This window comes from Cellulophaga sp. BC115SP (assembly GCF_009905545.1).
GTDB lineage: Bacteria > Bacteroidota > Bacteroidia > Cytophagales > Spirosomataceae > Flectobacillus > Flectobacillus rivi.
Window position 1 is genome coordinate 134,252 of record NZ_JAAALB010000011.1, and the last position, 15,433, is coordinate 149,684.

General features: G+C 38.0%; 9 protein-coding genes. 3 read left to right on the forward strand and 6 right to left on the reverse strand.

Annotated elements, in window-relative coordinates:
* Window positions 1-107: 107 nt before the first annotated feature.
* From GVN22_RS11150 to GVN22_RS11160, 3 genes are all read right to left on the reverse strand, one after another.
* Window positions 108-1,019, reverse strand: coding sequence for a hypothetical protein (locus tag GVN22_RS11150; protein ID WP_166551104.1), 912 nt, complete (start codon window positions 1,017-1,019; stop codon window positions 108-110).
* Window positions 1,020-1,127: 108 nt separating this feature from the next.
* Window positions 1,128-1,679, reverse strand: coding sequence for a DUF2199 domain-containing protein (locus tag GVN22_RS11155; RefSeq protein WP_166551105.1), 552 nt, complete (start codon window positions 1,677-1,679; stop codon window positions 1,128-1,130).
* Between the two features lie 208 nt (window positions 1,680-1,887).
* Window positions 1,888-2,892, reverse strand: coding sequence for a fatty acid desaturase (locus GVN22_RS11160; protein ID WP_166551106.1), 1,005 nt, complete (start codon window positions 2,890-2,892; stop codon window positions 1,888-1,890).
* 259 nt (window positions 2,893-3,151) lie between these two features.
* Here GVN22_RS11160 and GVN22_RS11165 point away from each other — a divergent pair, with 259 nt between their 5' ends.
* Together GVN22_RS11165 and GVN22_RS11170 are read left to right on the forward strand one after the other, a co-directional pair.
* Window positions 3,152-4,504 (forward strand): alpha-L-fucosidase, encoded by a 1,353-nt coding sequence (locus tag GVN22_RS11165; protein ID WP_166551107.1) that lies wholly within the window; start codon window positions 3,152-3,154, stop codon window positions 4,502-4,504.
* Between the two features lie 68 nt (window positions 4,505-4,572).
* Complete coding sequence (locus GVN22_RS11170; RefSeq protein ID WP_166551108.1) at window positions 4,573-5,205, forward strand: hypothetical protein; 633 nt, start codon at window positions 4,573-4,575, stop codon at window positions 5,203-5,205.
* 293 nt (window positions 5,206-5,498) lie between these two features.
* Here GVN22_RS11170 and GVN22_RS11175 read toward each other — a convergent pair whose 3' ends face one another.
* The gene (locus tag GVN22_RS11175; RefSeq protein ID WP_166551109.1) at window positions 5,499-6,035 is read right to left on the reverse strand and encodes a cupin domain-containing protein; all 537 of its coding nucleotides are present in this window, start codon (window positions 6,033-6,035) and stop codon (window positions 5,499-5,501) included.
* A gap of 343 nt (window positions 6,036-6,378) precedes the next feature.
* On the opposite strand from GVN22_RS11175, the gene GVN22_RS11180 reads away from it, so the two are divergent.
* On the forward strand, window positions 6,379-6,891 hold the full coding sequence (locus GVN22_RS11180) for a YdeI/OmpD-associated family protein (RefSeq protein WP_166551110.1): 513 nt from the start codon (window positions 6,379-6,381) through the stop codon (window positions 6,889-6,891).
* A 113-nt stretch (window positions 6,892-7,004) separates the two neighbouring features.
* Here the strand turns inward: GVN22_RS11180 and GVN22_RS11185 are convergent, their stop codons facing one another.
* Together GVN22_RS11185 and GVN22_RS11190 are read right to left on the reverse strand one after the other, a co-directional pair.
* Entirely contained in the window at window positions 7,005-9,128 is a 2,124-nt protein-coding gene (locus GVN22_RS11185; RefSeq protein ID WP_166551111.1) for a fibronectin type III domain-containing protein, read from the reverse strand.
* Window positions 9,129-9,271: 143 nt separating this feature from the next.
* Window positions 9,272-15,424, reverse strand: a complete 6,153-nt coding sequence (locus GVN22_RS11190; protein ID WP_166551112.1) for a hypothetical protein — start codon at window positions 15,422-15,424, stop codon at window positions 9,272-9,274.
* Window positions 15,425-15,433 lie beyond the last annotated feature (9 nt).

Here is a 15,433-nt window from a genome sequence, read left to right on the forward strand (position 1 = left end):
AACTAAAAATAGTTTAAACCTCATTGTAAGATTTAAAACGTCTATAAATTGGTGCTAAGGGTGTTGTTGGTATATTTTAAAGATTATAAAATATGCTTAAAGCCATTTTACTTTTGTCGTTTTGGTGTCTGTAATAACTTAGCTTTATCTCTTAAATCTGGGTCTGTTTCTAAGTTTCTTAGAATATTTTCTACTTTCCCGTGTCCTAATTTTTTTGCTTGTTCAAAATAATAGAATGCTTTTTCTATCAAGTTTTCTTCAGTCAAGAGTTTAAGAGCATAATCAAAAACACTTTCTCTTGTGACTGGGTGGTATATCACATCTCCAGTTTCAATATCTAAGGAAAAATAGTCTTCTGCCACTTTTTTACTTTTATATGACTGTACTCTATTAATATGAAAAACTCCAACGGTCTTATTATCCAACCACTTCAGTTTATCAAACCACTGAAAATTATAGTTTCCTATTAGAAATGTTACTTTTTCATTATGCTGATTGTCAAATAAAGTAACACTCGTAGTACTCTTATCAGGGTCTTCCGAGTAGAAGCCTTTCATTTGAGCAAAGTGTCGCTTGTTAGGACTAGCTTTTTTTTCTTTATAGAAACCATAATAAACAAGATTATCCAATACAAGTTTGTGCCTTATTGCTTCAAAAACAGAAAAATCACAAGAGTATTTTTGACAAACGAATTCTAACCCTCTACAGAACTGGTCGAGTAAAATTTTCTTTCGATTAAACTCATCAAAAAATATCAGGGAATTGTAATCAAAATAGATGTATAGCTCTACAACATATCCCTCTTCAATCGTATTGAAGTATGTCTTTTCATCAAGAGTTAAATTAACAATAACTCTCCAAATATTGTGACCTATCTCGTAGCTTCGAGGAAGATAGAAACTAAAAATATCCGCTACAAAACTTGCCGATTTTGCCACCAATTGTTGACTGGGCGTAAGCTTTTTCTGTCCCGCTGGAAGTTGAACACGATACATAAAATCTTGCAAGTATTTTCCCATACTTTATAATGTCATTATTTACCATCAACTAATTTTCATTACCTTACACTGACGTTATTTTATGCCAAATTAATCAATAATATTACATTTTGATAGTGCTTACCCCCGTTAATCCGCTTTATGTTGAAGTCTAATAATTGTATCGACTATCTCAACTGCTTTTTGGTAGCTAATTCCATTTTCTTGGTCAAGTGTTAATGAATGCCCTTCCTCTATTAGTATGATTTCAGGAATAAACCCAACTTCTTGCTCTATAGAAATGGTTTTCAGATTAATGGTATCTCCATAGCTAGGAACACTTGTTTGTAACCAACCGAAATATGGCTCTTCTTTTGTCCTGTTTGGGTCACTCCACAAATTCATCCTTTTATCAAAGTTGTCTTTGCTGATTGTTGTCCAAACATTGAAAATTAAATCTTCATGATAGTCTGTAATTGGAATAGTCAGCCTTCCACGATGGAAAAAGTATTGGTCATCAACTACACACAAACTTTCGTGTAATTCGATTCTGGTTTCTCGTTCATTAGGAGGTACAGAATAATAATACTCAGGATAATCAGCCCCAAAACAAAGTGGTAATTCATCGTAAATTTTCCCACAACATGAACACGTATAAATAGGCTTGGTATTGTCATCACCAAGAAAAGAAAATATTTCCATTGATAGCTTCTAACTTTTATTTTAGTTGACAGTCATATTCGTTAGGAAAGTTAATTACAATTCTTTCCGTTGATTTTATAAAGCTAAAGAAATCCTTTAAGGTTTTCTATTAGACCATTTTAACAAGAGAGGTAATCATCTCCCAAAAACAACAAAAAAACCTCGTCTAATCAAATTAGACGAGGTTTTTTGTACTTAATACTGAATATTACTTTCCTTGTAACAACTGAATATCTGGTGTTGAGTTGTCATCCAAAGTAACTTTGCCTCTTTCTTTGCGGACGATACGTGAATAAAGCCCTACTTCTTGACTAAACAAGAAGGTAAAGAACAACTTCGTAAATGAAGTATGATATTTCAAATTATCATAAAACTCTGGAGCGGCAGCCTTCAATTTTGGAAGATTATTCCAAGGTACTGATGGCATATCGTGGTGTTCGTTGTGGTATCCAACGTTCATGTTGATTCCATTCAATGCACCATAGTAGCTGTATGTTTCTTGGTTTTTATCCAATACCAAATAGTGTTCTTGAATCCAACGAGCACCAAGTGGGTGTAAACCAACCGAGAACATGAAACTTGCACCCATGTAACCTAATGCAGGCCAGCCCATTGCATATACAATGATTGCATCAAATGCCAATTGGCAAACGATATTCATAATTACCCAACGGTCGAATACTGCCAATTCTAAACAACGCAATGTACGAATAGCTTGGAAAATTGGGAACAATAACAACCACAATGCTTTACCGATGAAATAGTTGTTAATCAATTTTGCTTCCCAGTGATCTGGTAAGTCTGCATCTAATTCATGAACACCTTGAAACGCGTGGTGTTTCAAATGGTAGTTTTTGAATGAAATAGCTGTTGGCGCCAATGAAGGGAAGTTTGCTACGATACCTGCATAAACATTCCAAGATGGTTTTTTGAAAATCAAGTTGTGAGCAGCCTCATGGATACATACAAAAAGTGTATGCGTTGGAAATGCACCAATAAGCCAAGCAGCAGCCAAAATAACCCACCAAGCTTGGTCTTTCACTAGGTAAGCCATACCAATTTGCATTGATACACAGCCTAGAATCCAAACAAAAGTCATGGGGTTTTTGGTAATAAGTTTTTTTACTTCTGGGTGAGCTTTTACAATTTCACGTGTACGAGTACGGTGTGGTTCTGTGCCCGTAACATAGGTAAAATCTTTTTGATATGCCATTAGTTTGGTAATTGTTTAGTTGTTATTGTTAATGTGACTATTTCAAGATTCGGGGATTTTCTGACGAAAATCTTTCAAATATATAGCGAACTTCGCGTTTTATCAATTTGTTTACGAATTAATGCTTTTTTAGTACCTTTTACAATGATATGAATCACTGTTGGGACAAGCTTCTTGTGTTTTATCCAATATTCATGAGTATTTTAACAAGAATTAAGACTATCGAGAAAATACTTTTATCCTACCTCAATTTTCAACCATGAAGAAATACATTTTACCGTTACTTTTGGCAGCTTGTACCGCTCAGGGGCAAGTGTCGGGCACACTACCCAAACCTTCTGCCAGACAATTGGCTTGGCAACAATTAGAGACTACTGCTTTTTTGCATTTTACTGTGAATACTTACACAGATAAAGAATGGGGAGAAGGTGATGAATCTCCTTCGATTTTCAACCCTACGAAGTTAGATGCGATGCAATGGGCGAAAGCCTTGAAAGCTGGAGGTTTCAAAATTGCTATCATTACGGCAAAACATCACGATGGCTTTTGTCTTTGGCCTTCAAAATATACCGAACATTCTATCAAAAACAGTCCTTATAAAAACGGCAAAGGGGATATCGTTAAAGAGCTTTCGGAAGCTTGTAAAGCTGTTGGAATCAAATTTGGCGTGTATCTTTCTCCTTGGGATAGACATGAAAAAACTTACGGGACTGACGCCTATAATACCTATTACAAAAACCAGTTGAGAGAATTATTGACTAATTATGGAGAAATAGCTGAAGTTTGGTTTGATGGTGCCAAAGGCGAAAACGCTAAGAATATGGAGTATGATTTCCAAGGCTATTGGAAAATGGTGCGTGAGCTTCAACCAAAGGCAGTCATGTTTTCGGATGCTGGTCCAGACGTTCGCTGGGTTGGAAATGAAAAAGGAAACGCTGGCGAAACTTGTTGGTCGACTATCAATAATGCAGGACAAGCGCCAGGGAAAGCCGATGAACATTATTTGAATACAGGTGATGAAAAAGGTCCAGACTGGATACCTGCAGAGACTGATGTTTCAATTCGTCCAGGATGGTTTTGGCATGAAAAAGAAAACACTAAAGTAAGAACGCCACAAAATTTGGTTAATCTCTATTATCAATCGGTCGGAAGAAACAGTTTGTTGTTGCTAAACATCCCTCCTAACCGTGATGGTTTACTAGAAACAACTGATGTGAACGCCATTCAGAAGTTTAGAGCCATTTTAAATGAAACATTCGCTCATAATTTAATAAGCCCAAAACATCAGTTCTTGATTGACAAAAAGTTAAGTACTAGTAAAGTCTTGGATGTAAATCAGTCTTTAATTTTACAACTAGATGGTGAAAAAGAGTTTGACAGAATTGCAATTCAAGAAAATATTGCTGAGGGACAAAGAATAAAGTCTTTTTTGGTAGAATATTGGGATGGTAAGACTTGGCAAAAGCTAGCCGAGAGTACAACAGTCGGTCACAAGCGCTTATTACGATTCCCAACTGTTAAAAGTACGCAGGTAAGATTAACCATCAAAGACGCCTTAGCAAAGGTATATTTAGCAGAGTTTGGCGTTTATAAAGCCTCCGCACAAGAATAAGATAAGAACTTCGTTATCAAGGTGTTTGAAAGCCATTTCAAGCACCTTATTTTTTAACTTGTACTGACATGAAAACTTTTTTTGCCTCTTTTTGCTTATTCATTACCCTAATACTCTCGAATAAAGTTCAGAGCCAGCACTTGAACACAAGTGGTACTTTTTTAGATAAAAAAGGAGGTCTTTTTGTTGCCACCATTGAGAAAGACAAATCGGATTTGGTGTCGATAAAAGTCAAAAAATACCTATTGAATAAAAAAACTAAAGTATCATCCAGTGTTGTCGCGAACGATTATAACCTAGATATACAATCTCCAGTCAAAATACTAGAGACTTCAAATGGCACTTTATATGTTGTTTTTTTAACAAAACCTATCGTTCATGCCAATCCTAATCCATTTAAAATGAGTGATGATGTTTCATCGAAAAACAATACTGATAACGCTCCCAGAAGCAAACGTGCTGAAACGCAAGGAACCACGGTCGTTAACTTCAAACAGTTGAGATATGCATATTCTAATAATGGAGGAAAAACATGGTCGGAAAGCAAAGCCATTGAAAACTTGGATGCCTACAGCGCTACTCACACAGATTTATTTGAATTAATGGAATTTAGTGGAGATAGGTTGGAAATTAAAGGAGTAAAAAGACTTATTAAGGATGAAAGAGATGTGGTTTTTAATGTAGTCATTGACAATAAGTAGATAGATGTTATTTGTTAAAAGTATATCAGTTAGTTAAATAAAATTGAGTGAATGGTGATTGAGTGAATGAGTGATTATTTTTAATAAGAATTTTATTCGTAGAGACGCAATGATTGCGTCTCAAACCGAGCCATATCTAGCATGAGAGTATAAAAAAAAAGCGGTCGGAAAATATTTTCCGACCGCTTTTTTGATACAATTTAGAGAATAACCCAAATCCTAAAATTAGGGATGACTTCTGCTCAGACTACTTTTCAGTTTCACGCTTTGAGCCTTTGCTACTTTATCACAATCTAATTGTGATAGAATTTTTTGTATCCAAAAACAGAAGCAATTGGTGCTAAAATATATGCTAGAAAGTTTTGTGTTTTTTGAGATAAACCTTCAAAATAAATCTTACCCTCCATGTAGTTCACCCATACCATACTTTGCAAAAAGTTAGCATTCCCGTTTCTTATCTTGCCATTTTGCCACATCGTGATCATTGTTTCTATTAGTGGCTCTATGTCGTAAGAAGGTGTAATGGTATAGTACATCACTACTGGCTTGGCTGAGTCATTGTAATGTCGATGTGCTTGTGCTTTGGGTAAAATAATTGTTTCACCTGCCTTTGCTAGCATTTTTTTGTGGTTAATCTCATACGTGAGTTCTCCTTCTAAAATTTCATAGATTTCGTCAGACTTCTCGTGACAATGACAAGCAAGTGCTAATTGATTGGGTTGTAAACATACTTTTATTTTAGTATGATTACCATTAGTTTCGGAACTAACCTCTATAAATTCAAAGGTATTTCCATTCCTATCTTCCAGAATTGTGCCTTTCTTCACCATAATTTTAAGGTTTAAGCTATCAGACTACTTTCTTCATCGAAAGCAGATTTAATAGAGGTAATAAAAAGTATTAATGGCTATTTTTGCAATGACATTTTACTTTAGTTAGGTTAACACTAAAGCAATTACTTGTGGAATTAGAGAAGAAATACATTTCTTAAAACAATGTGCGGTTGCTTCAGGAAATAAACTTTAAGGCTATCAAAAATAACTGAATATTAACGAGTTACCAACAAAGTATTGTCTAATTATTATACGGCATATAAATTCCCCTTTTTGTTAACAAAAATCAATTTTATCACTTGAACTGCAAGCTATAGTCTACTTAAATCTTTTGTTTCTTATGAAAGCAACATTCTCTACTATTCATTTTCAGAGTGAGGTTGGACGTAATAATCCACTCAAAATATATTATCTGAGTGTTCCGCCTGATGTCGTACAAGCCTTAGGTGGAAAAATGGGTATTAGATTTTTGTGCACCATCAAAAATACCACTTGGCAGGCTGGTCTGGTCGCTTTAGGTGAAGGCTGGGCATATATCAATCTTAGCACAAAAAGAATGAAAGAGGCAGGATTAAGCCTAGGCTCGACGGTAGATGTGAAATTAGAGCCAGACTTGAGTGAATATGGAGCTTTAATTCCTGAGGAGCTTCAGGCCGTTTTTGATACCGACCCAGAGGGATATGACCGTTTTCAAGGACTGAGCAAGGGAATGCAACGCTATATCATTCATCATGCTGATGGGGTAAAATCGCCACAATTGAGAGTTGAAAGAGCCCTGATGATGATAGAGAATTTAAAAAAGTTGCCCGTAGGCAAGGAGGAATTTAGGCGTATTTTAGGGAAACATGATTAAAAAAATATCCCCAAACTTGGATGGCCGCAAGAATGGGGTATTTATTCTCTCATGTATGTAAAAATTCTTAAATAGTCGTGTACTGTTAAGCAATCGGAATATGGTTAAAAAATCTATTTTGCTTGTACACTTACGGTATTACTCATTTTGTAGCTTGTCCCATCTTTGAAATAGACTTTCACTGCATAATCCAAGGTGTTTGGTGTCTTATCCAGTTTTTCTGAAAATCTATTTGCTTCAACCGTCTGCCACGTACCCAATGCTGCTTTATTTTCTGCACGATAAATCACAAAATGAGATACGTTGTTTGAACGGCAAGTCCAATCTAAAGTCACAAGTTTTTGATTGGGGTCATAATTTACTTTCAATCCTTCCACGCTGGCAATGCCATTTTCACCAACATACAAAATCGATTGAGAAAACTCCGATTTCGATTTGAGTTTGCTATAATCTTCTGCCTCCACTTTGTACTCATAGCGTTGGTTATTTTTCACGTCGGTATCTATATAATTGATAGAGGTTGTCAATAAGCCATTGTATTGCTTCAACACCTCCCAACTTCCTTTCGAAGATTTTTTATATAAAGTATGAAAAGAAACATCTTCACTCGAACTTGGGATAATCAATAGTTTTATCCCGTTTTTCTCTACGACAATTTGTTCAAAAACAGGTGCCGTTGGAGGATTAGTATCGGGTAATTTTGCCATAACCACAGGTGAATATTCTGAATGATTATTGCTTAAATCAACCGCTACTACTTTATAAAACAGTTGGCGATTCAATAATGTTTTGTCTGGGATTGAATCTGTGTAATCAGAATTAGGAACGCCATAAGGTGTGAGCAACGTATAATTTTTGGCATCCTTACGATATGCTCGGTATACTTTATAGATGGCGACATCAGGCTCTGAGCTAGCGGGCCAGTCTATCACTACTTTCCCTTGTGGCGTGGCCGAAGCTGTGAGTGTATTTGGAGCTTTGGGAGGCGTCCTATCCTCAATATTTGCCACAACGGGCATTGCGTAGTTCACATTCCCAGCGGTATCTACTGCTCCAACCACATAATATCTCCCTGTATACGGCTCAGGCGATGCGTCGGTAAAACTGAGACTTTGATTAGATAAAATCTCTTTTTTGACAAAATTAAAAGGACCAGCTACTGTGCCGCCTTTGGCTATGACATAGCCTTTAAGGTCATTGGTATTACCTGTTTTTTCCCATGTAATAATTACTTCCTTGTTATCTACAACTTTTATTTTAACATTTTTAGGTTTTGCAGGAGGCGTAAAATCCTTTGGCGAACCTACCATAATATCCGACACTGGACTTGATACGCCAAATGGGTCAATCCCAACGATGCGATAATAGTATTTGCGATAGTTGACCAAATTAGAATCTATATAGGTAATCAGAGAACTAGGATTAGTAATACCTTTGTAGGTTAAAGAATCTTGTTTGAGTATATTTTCATCAGCAGGCGTTTGAATGTAAGGATTAGAGGTGATAGATTTAAAATTTTTCCCATCCTCACTTCTTTCTATCAAATACCCCGAAAACTCCCCATCCACACTCATGCGATACCAACGAAGTGTAACCTGCGAGTCGCCTTGTAAAATACCTGCTGTTATGGGCGCATAGACTTTGGTAAACTGGTTGGCAAACAATACCACTGTCGCAGTATCTGCTTTAGTTCTAGATTTGGTATCGGTATCTATCCAAACTTTATACATAATAATATCATCGGGATTTTTAGCAGCCTTATCGACCCAACGCAAACCAAGCACTGTCGCAGCATTAGGACTATAATCTGCTGATAGCATCGCACTGGCATATCGACTATTTTGTTCATTACTCTTTTGCATGATTCCTCCCATACTCTGCTGAAAAGTCGTGCTTGCTTTGGGATTATAGAGTGACTGTACAGCAGCACCCACATAACTATCTTGTTTGGAATAACGCAATTTTACCTCCTCAAAGGTCAAAGGAAGAATTTTATTAGGTGTCAAAAGAGTACTCATACCTTGACTTGAGCCTTTTGAGATAACCGTTTTCTGAACACGATAACCCTTTTGACTAGCAATGAGCCATTGCGCTGCACTAGTAGGCGCCCAACGCAATACGACCGAATCTTGGTAATTGCGTACAAGAAGCTGAACTTTTGGATTGAGAGACTTTTGCGCCTGAGTTTTTAATCCAACAAGGAACAAAAGCAAGCATATATAACTTAGTTTTTTCATGACTCACGAGTTTTAAGTATATCAAAAAACGGGACAAAGAACTAGTTGTAAAGACCACTCAAAATATGGAGAAACTTTGAGTACTATTACTCCATTGCTTCAAATCATACATCTACACTCTTATTTTCGTTGTCCCATCTTGCTTAAAATTTAAAATACCCTCCTACGATTGGTGATGGCATAAATGCTGCCGTACCAAAAGTGAAAGCCTTCTCTACCCTATTGGTTGGTGCATCTACATAAGGTTTGTACTCCAACGTAATATAGACAGTTGTGCCACCCGTCCGTGGCTTGAAGGTATAATAGCTGGCTGACTGATAGCCACTATACACATCCAAATCGGCATTGCTAAAATTACGAGCCATCGTGGAGGCGGAGGTATTCAAGGTCAAACTTCGACTTGTTCCTTGTACATTGATATTCGCGAAAACAGAACCAAAACCTAAGGAAACGTTTTTCCAATTCCCTAAACTTGCATTCAGTGCTTGGCGAGTTTTGACCATATTTTCTCCAAAATTCTTGACTGCATAGAAATCATGATACGCCACTTGGTCTACCTTGAAAGCAAAAGCATACATTCTGGTAGGTTCGTCTTCTAATGGGAAGAAAGTCAATGAAGGTCCAATAATATCGTCCATTCGTAAAGCAGAGCTAATCGTATTGATATTTCCTAAAGTTGCTTTTACACTACCAGAAGTAGTAGGCTGATTCGAAGCAGGTTGGTTGACAGTAGTTTGTAAGCCATTGAAAGAAGCATTCAAATTAACAGAGCTAATCGATGCTATTTGCCCTAATATAGACTGTCGTTGGATGCTTACTGCTAAATCTGGTGTACCAATACCTACAATTTTTCTCAGTTCTTGAACACCGTAGTTGATACCTACCTGTTTGGCACCAAAATTTACCAAAGGTGTGTACACTTCGTTTTGAATATAGGTATCAAAACTTACTACGCCAGCTTTCATCGGACTCGATACATTCAATAAAGCTGGCTGGGTTTTTCCATTACGAGTATAACCATACAACTCAGCATCGTCAAAATTTTCGGCTGTTCCATTGGATGGCTTTATATCCATGACCAAGTAATCCGCAGATTGCACATTATTGGTATTTCGATATTCGGCTCTTTCAAAATTTACAGCTGACAGTTTTTCATTGATAGTACTGTATTTACTAGTTTTGAAAACAATGTCATAAATTACCTTAGATTTAGGAATCGAAGAAGAGGAAGTTGCCGAACGATTTAGGGCATTTTTGTTGATATAGAAAAAATCCTCTTGGCTTCGTAAAAATGCTGAGGCTTTAGCCACCGTAACCTTTTCTTTTACCATGGCACTCGCCAAAAGTTGCTGATTGAGATTGATGGCTGAGCCTACAGCACTTTGATAAATTCTACGGATTTCGACACGGTAGGTTTTATCATTTTGTAAATTGTTCGGAATATCAAATTTCACCTGATTTTGTTTGTCGTAATACACAGCTGTAGTGAGTGTATCGCCACCATCTTTCGGAATATATACTGCCTTGTAGATATATTTTCCAGCCAACAAAGCACTAAATTTTGAATCGCTACCATCTACGGTGCTACGGAAGGCCTCATCAGGAATTTGTCCTTCGATCACTCCTTGTGGCAATTGATTTTTTAGGAAATAATTTTGTCCTTCTAATGGCCAAGTATAATTTACATTGCTAAACTTGATATAATCAGGTTGTTTGGCGGTTGAAAACTCTACTGTTTTTTCTTCGGAACGATTGGCATTATCACCTTTTCCTCCAACTTCTTCAATACCTAATGAAATACTGAATTTATGTTTGGACGTAGAGGCAAAATGTTTGTTTTTTGACAAAATCAATTGCTGATTATCATTCACCCATTCAGGTGATTGGAAGCCATCAAATGTGGTTAGACGCCCGCCATTTTTACTGTCTTCATACGTAAGCTTGTATTCTTTTAGTTTAAAACGGAATGTTTTGACAGTATTATCAGGCATAGCCAATTCATAATCTTGCCCAATACTTGTGTTGAATGTCACGGTAATAGGCGCATCGGTTTCTACAGCATTTTCGCCATTGGCAGGAGAAATATCACCGATAATTTCGATACCATCCAAACCATTATCTTTGTTGTTGGCAGGGGTGCATTGTTCACCAAAAGCCAAATCAAAGCCTGTGTTTATTTTGATTAAACCCAACACATTCCCTTGAACTTTTACCCTACCACTCATCCACATCGGATTTGGAATACCTCCTTTGAGTATTGCTCCTGCCGTAACTTCACATATTTTGAAACGTCCAGCGGCAAACCACGAATCTAAGTCTATATAGGCTCCTCCGTTGAGATATGCATACATTTGAGCATTGGCATACCAGCCGTTCCAGCCTAAGGCTTGACCACCTTGTTCGCATTCGATACCATATTCTAAGGCAGCATCGAAGCCTAAAATCGCAGATGCATTCACAGATAGAATGGCGACAGTAGCGTCAAAACTACCTTGTAGTTGTCCACCTACCAAAATAGAAAACTTAGGTACAGAAGTAACTCGTCCGTCGTCGTCAGTACCGACATTAGTTTTGGAAGCTACCTTACTATATTGGGCATTGCGATACTGGTCAGCGGCGGCGTTAGCACCACCCATAAAATTGCTTACTTCGGCAGGCAATTCTGGCAAACCACCCAAGTCATTGCCCATCGCTATATAAAATTTGGCTCCCAAATGCGCTTTTACAACAGGTAGATTCAAGTCCAAAATATTGAATGCAATACGTTTTTGAGCATCGAGTGGGTCACCCAATTTGATATGCCAATTTTGTGGGTCAAAGTGTACACGCAATGGCACTTGGACATTTGTTCCTAATATGCCTGCGGTAATATCTGCGTTTACATCATAGATGCCCGGTGCCAAATAATTGAACGCTACCGAACCTTTCACCAAGGTAGTTGGGTCGTCGGGAACACCGTCTTTACTGATGATATTGACAGAACCCGTAGCATTAAAATTATTGAGTGCACCATTAGCAAAACCTGCTTCAAGTCCGACAGAAGCCGTCAATAAACGAGCATCTGCTACAGACATATACACACGAGCTTTGAGTCCCCAAGCACCTTTTTGTGGTGAATACACCAAGCCCGACTTTGTCACGCCCGGAGCATTATTTAGCTCCAGTTTTTCGGCGTCGGTAAGTGGCTTATTAGCAATTTTAGCATCTACAGTACCCTCTTGTTTCATGTTAAAATACAATCCTCCACCAAAACCTGTCAAGGTGAGCGGTGGAACTAATACAAACCCAGGATTTGCCACCACTGAAGCATCCATATAACCATAATAATAGTCATTGGTATTGCCAAAAATGATATTAGATTCGACTGTTGCCAGATTCGGAATTTTTACCTTTCCCCATCCACTTAATCCCGTTCCATATTTTGCATCGCTATAATAAAATTTCAATTCACCTTTTACATTGGCAGGACCGAACTGTCCATCAATCGTAAATCGAGAAGGATATACTCCTTTGAAAGAAGGTGTTAATTTTCCATTGACAAAATCTAATCTGCCTAATACCTGCACCGTTCCTGAGGCATTTGCCAAACTGGCATCGTCACCACCTACCATGACTTTTACTCCAAATTCGAAGCCTAAGCCTATATTATTTTTCACAAATTTTGGAGGAATCAATTGAATAGGGAAACCTCCCATTTTTGATTCTTTACCGCCATTGGCCACTGCTGAGGTCATGATTATATCCTCGTGAGGACCGCCTTTTACGTCTTTATTAGCAGGGTCTTTTTCATGTTCTCCTGCCAGTCCTCCTTCCAGACACCATTCACCTGTTTGTAGATAAATGCCACTTCCAGCAATTTCGTCGCCACCCAAGGCTTTGAAAGTTGAAAGAGAGAAATTCTCAAAAGTCAGGTCAGGCACGACCATATTAAGTGGTGGTTTGGAATCCAAGGTTAAAGTGCCATTGAGCGAAAATAAAAACTCTGGGTCTTTGTCTTTTACCAAGCCAATTACAAAAATTGAGTTAGGGGCTATTTTCATATTGGCCATAAATACTGGCACGTTGTATCCTTGTGGTTTGGGTTTTACCAAGATTTTAAGCGAATCTATACCATTGCGAAGATTACAAGTATAATCTAGCACATCGGAACTAATGGGCAATTGTATTTTACCCACCATATTGCCACGTATCAGGGCATTTTTGACAATCAATACCTCAAAGGAGTCTACAGAGAAAGCTAATTTACCCATTTTTCCAGTCGTATAATCCAACAATGGATAACGTGAAGGCGTAAAACGTGCAGTAAGTCCGTCGCTATCAAAAACCATATTAGATGCTGCAAAACTGAGTCGATTATTACCTCCTCCACCTAGTGATTTTGGTAACAATACATCTACTCGTTGTAAATACAGTCCTTTGAAAGTATTACCTCTTTCGCCATCATATTCGGCTGGAGGATTAAAATTGGGAGGATTACGAAAATCGGAATGGTCATAAAACGCATCTAAGCCTTTCACCGAAATTCCTCCCGCATCCTTAATCCCAAAAGTGGGAACAGTCACTGTAGCAACCCAATCGTTCCATTTATTAAAATCAAACTTGAGTTGTGTAATGACATCGCCTGCTAGGGTATTACCGTTTTCGTCGTTTAACTCCAACACATTTTTTCCTAAATTCAAATCTGCTTCTACATGCACATGACGAACCGAGTCTTCGTCGAGAATAGCATAGGTACCATCATTTTGTGGATAATGACTTTGCTTAAACGTGATTGGTGTATAGGGTGCTTTAAAGTCTTTGACTAAATAAAGTACTGCATTTTTGGGGAAAAGCTTGTCAGGCAACATACACATTTCGGTGGCTGCCATCGACAAAAAGGAATTATCCTCTGGCATTTTGACATTGAGTAATGCTCCCATTTCGGCACCATCTGGCGCTATTGTGAAATAATTGATTCCAATCAAACCAGCGCCAGTACTATATCCAATAGGCAATGAAACAGCCATTTGCCCTTTGAGGTCATTCCAAAGTTTGCTGGTTAGCAAGTTGGTGTATGTTTTCAGGTAGTCTACACTGATATTTTTATACGTCGATAAATCGGGAGGAGTAATGCCTGGCATTTGGAAACCTTCATCGCTTCCATTCGCCAAACCTGAAATAGCTTGATTGGCGGCATTAATTTTCAATTTGGAAAATTTCACCTTCAATGGAACATAATTCCAAGTAATTCGTCCATTCCCCGACCAGCCCTCTGGCGATTCTACGGCTTGGTCAATGGTCATATCAAAATTGCCTATCTTGATGGTCCTTCCCGTCAGGTCAGTCTGCTTTACTGCCACTAAATCAGCTGGAAATTTGGCATTTTTACACTTTACAATACTGCTGTTTGCTGCCAACATTTCGCCTTGGGCGCCTACTCTAAAAGTGCAGACTTCACTTTTTCCATCATTTTGTAAATAGATTTTTTCGTTAGCATCTTTCGCAACCACCATCCACGCATATAGTCCATTAGCGAGTTCGGGATAGTTGGCTCCAAAAATGAGATTGGGAGCTACTAAATCCTTTTCCGAATATGGATTACCAACATTTCTACTGATCGCATTATTAATAGCGTCGTTGGGGTTTTGTCCTTCTGGCACTCTAACAAGGTAAAAATCATACGTTATTTGTGCCCCAGCAATATTACCCACGCAAGGAGTCCAGTTAAAAACGATATTTTGTGGATTAGTCGATTGAATTGGTGTAACGGGGTCACAAATTGGCATAGTCAAGCGAGCTGGCTCGATATACGTTATAGGAATCATGATACATCCACGAGGCTCATTGCCGTTCAATATTGCAGGTCGCTGATTGTAGGGTGCCACCTTGATACAAAATTCGTAAAAGCCTTGAGGAATCAAGCCACTAATCAACGATTTGGGGTCGATGCCCGTAATATCGATGTTATTTTCAGTAAAAAAGTTTTGGCTCGAACCAAAAATTTCTATTTCCACAGGCACACCATTACCAGGAAGTGTTATTGGCGAGGAAGGCTGGTAAGAGTCACGGGTAACGGCTCGTACACCATTGTTTTGTCCTTTTATTTCTCCCAAAAGCTTTACATCGACTGGGTTAGGAGTTGTATTTGTCAAAATCACCCTCAAGGAGTTATTGGCACCATCGGGTGCATAATCTTTGAGTCTTGGGCTGTAAGGTGGGGGAAAAATCGTTTGAACGTTGATTCCACTAAGGGTTTGACTCAATGAATCAAACCCTATTCCCATCAATAAGCTCAGAAAAAGAAAAAGTTTTTTCATGGCGTTGAA

Coding starts and splice junctions, on each gene's coding strand:
- GVN22_RS11160 (WP_166551106.1), bottom strand. CDS start 2,892: ATGGCATATCAAAAAGATTTTACCTATGTTACGGGCACAGAACCACAC.
- GVN22_RS11155 (WP_166551105.1), bottom strand. CDS start 1,679: ATGGAAATATTTTCTTTTCTTGGTGATGACAATACCAAGCCTATTTAT.
- GVN22_RS11150 (WP_166551104.1), bottom strand. CDS start 1,019: ATGGGAAAATACTTGCAAGATTTTATGTATCGTGTTCAACTTCCAGCG.
- GVN22_RS11175 (WP_166551109.1), bottom strand. CDS start 6,035: ATGGTGAAGAAAGGCACAATTCTGGAAGATAGGAATGGAAATACCTTT.
- GVN22_RS11190 (WP_166551112.1), bottom strand. CDS start 15,424: ATGAAAAAACTTTTTCTTTTTCTGAGCTTATTGATGGGAATAGGGTTT.
- GVN22_RS11185 (WP_166551111.1), bottom strand. CDS start 9,128: ATGAAAAAACTAAGTTATATATGCTTGCTTTTGTTCCTTGTTGGATTA.
- GVN22_RS11165 (WP_166551107.1), top strand. CDS start 3,152: ATGAAGAAATACATTTTACCGTTACTTTTGGCAGCTTGTACCGCTCAG.
- GVN22_RS11170 (WP_166551108.1), top strand. CDS start 4,573: ATGAAAACTTTTTTTGCCTCTTTTTGCTTATTCATTACCCTAATACTC.
- GVN22_RS11180 (WP_166551110.1), top strand. CDS start 6,379: ATGAAAGCAACATTCTCTACTATTCATTTTCAGAGTGAGGTTGGACGT.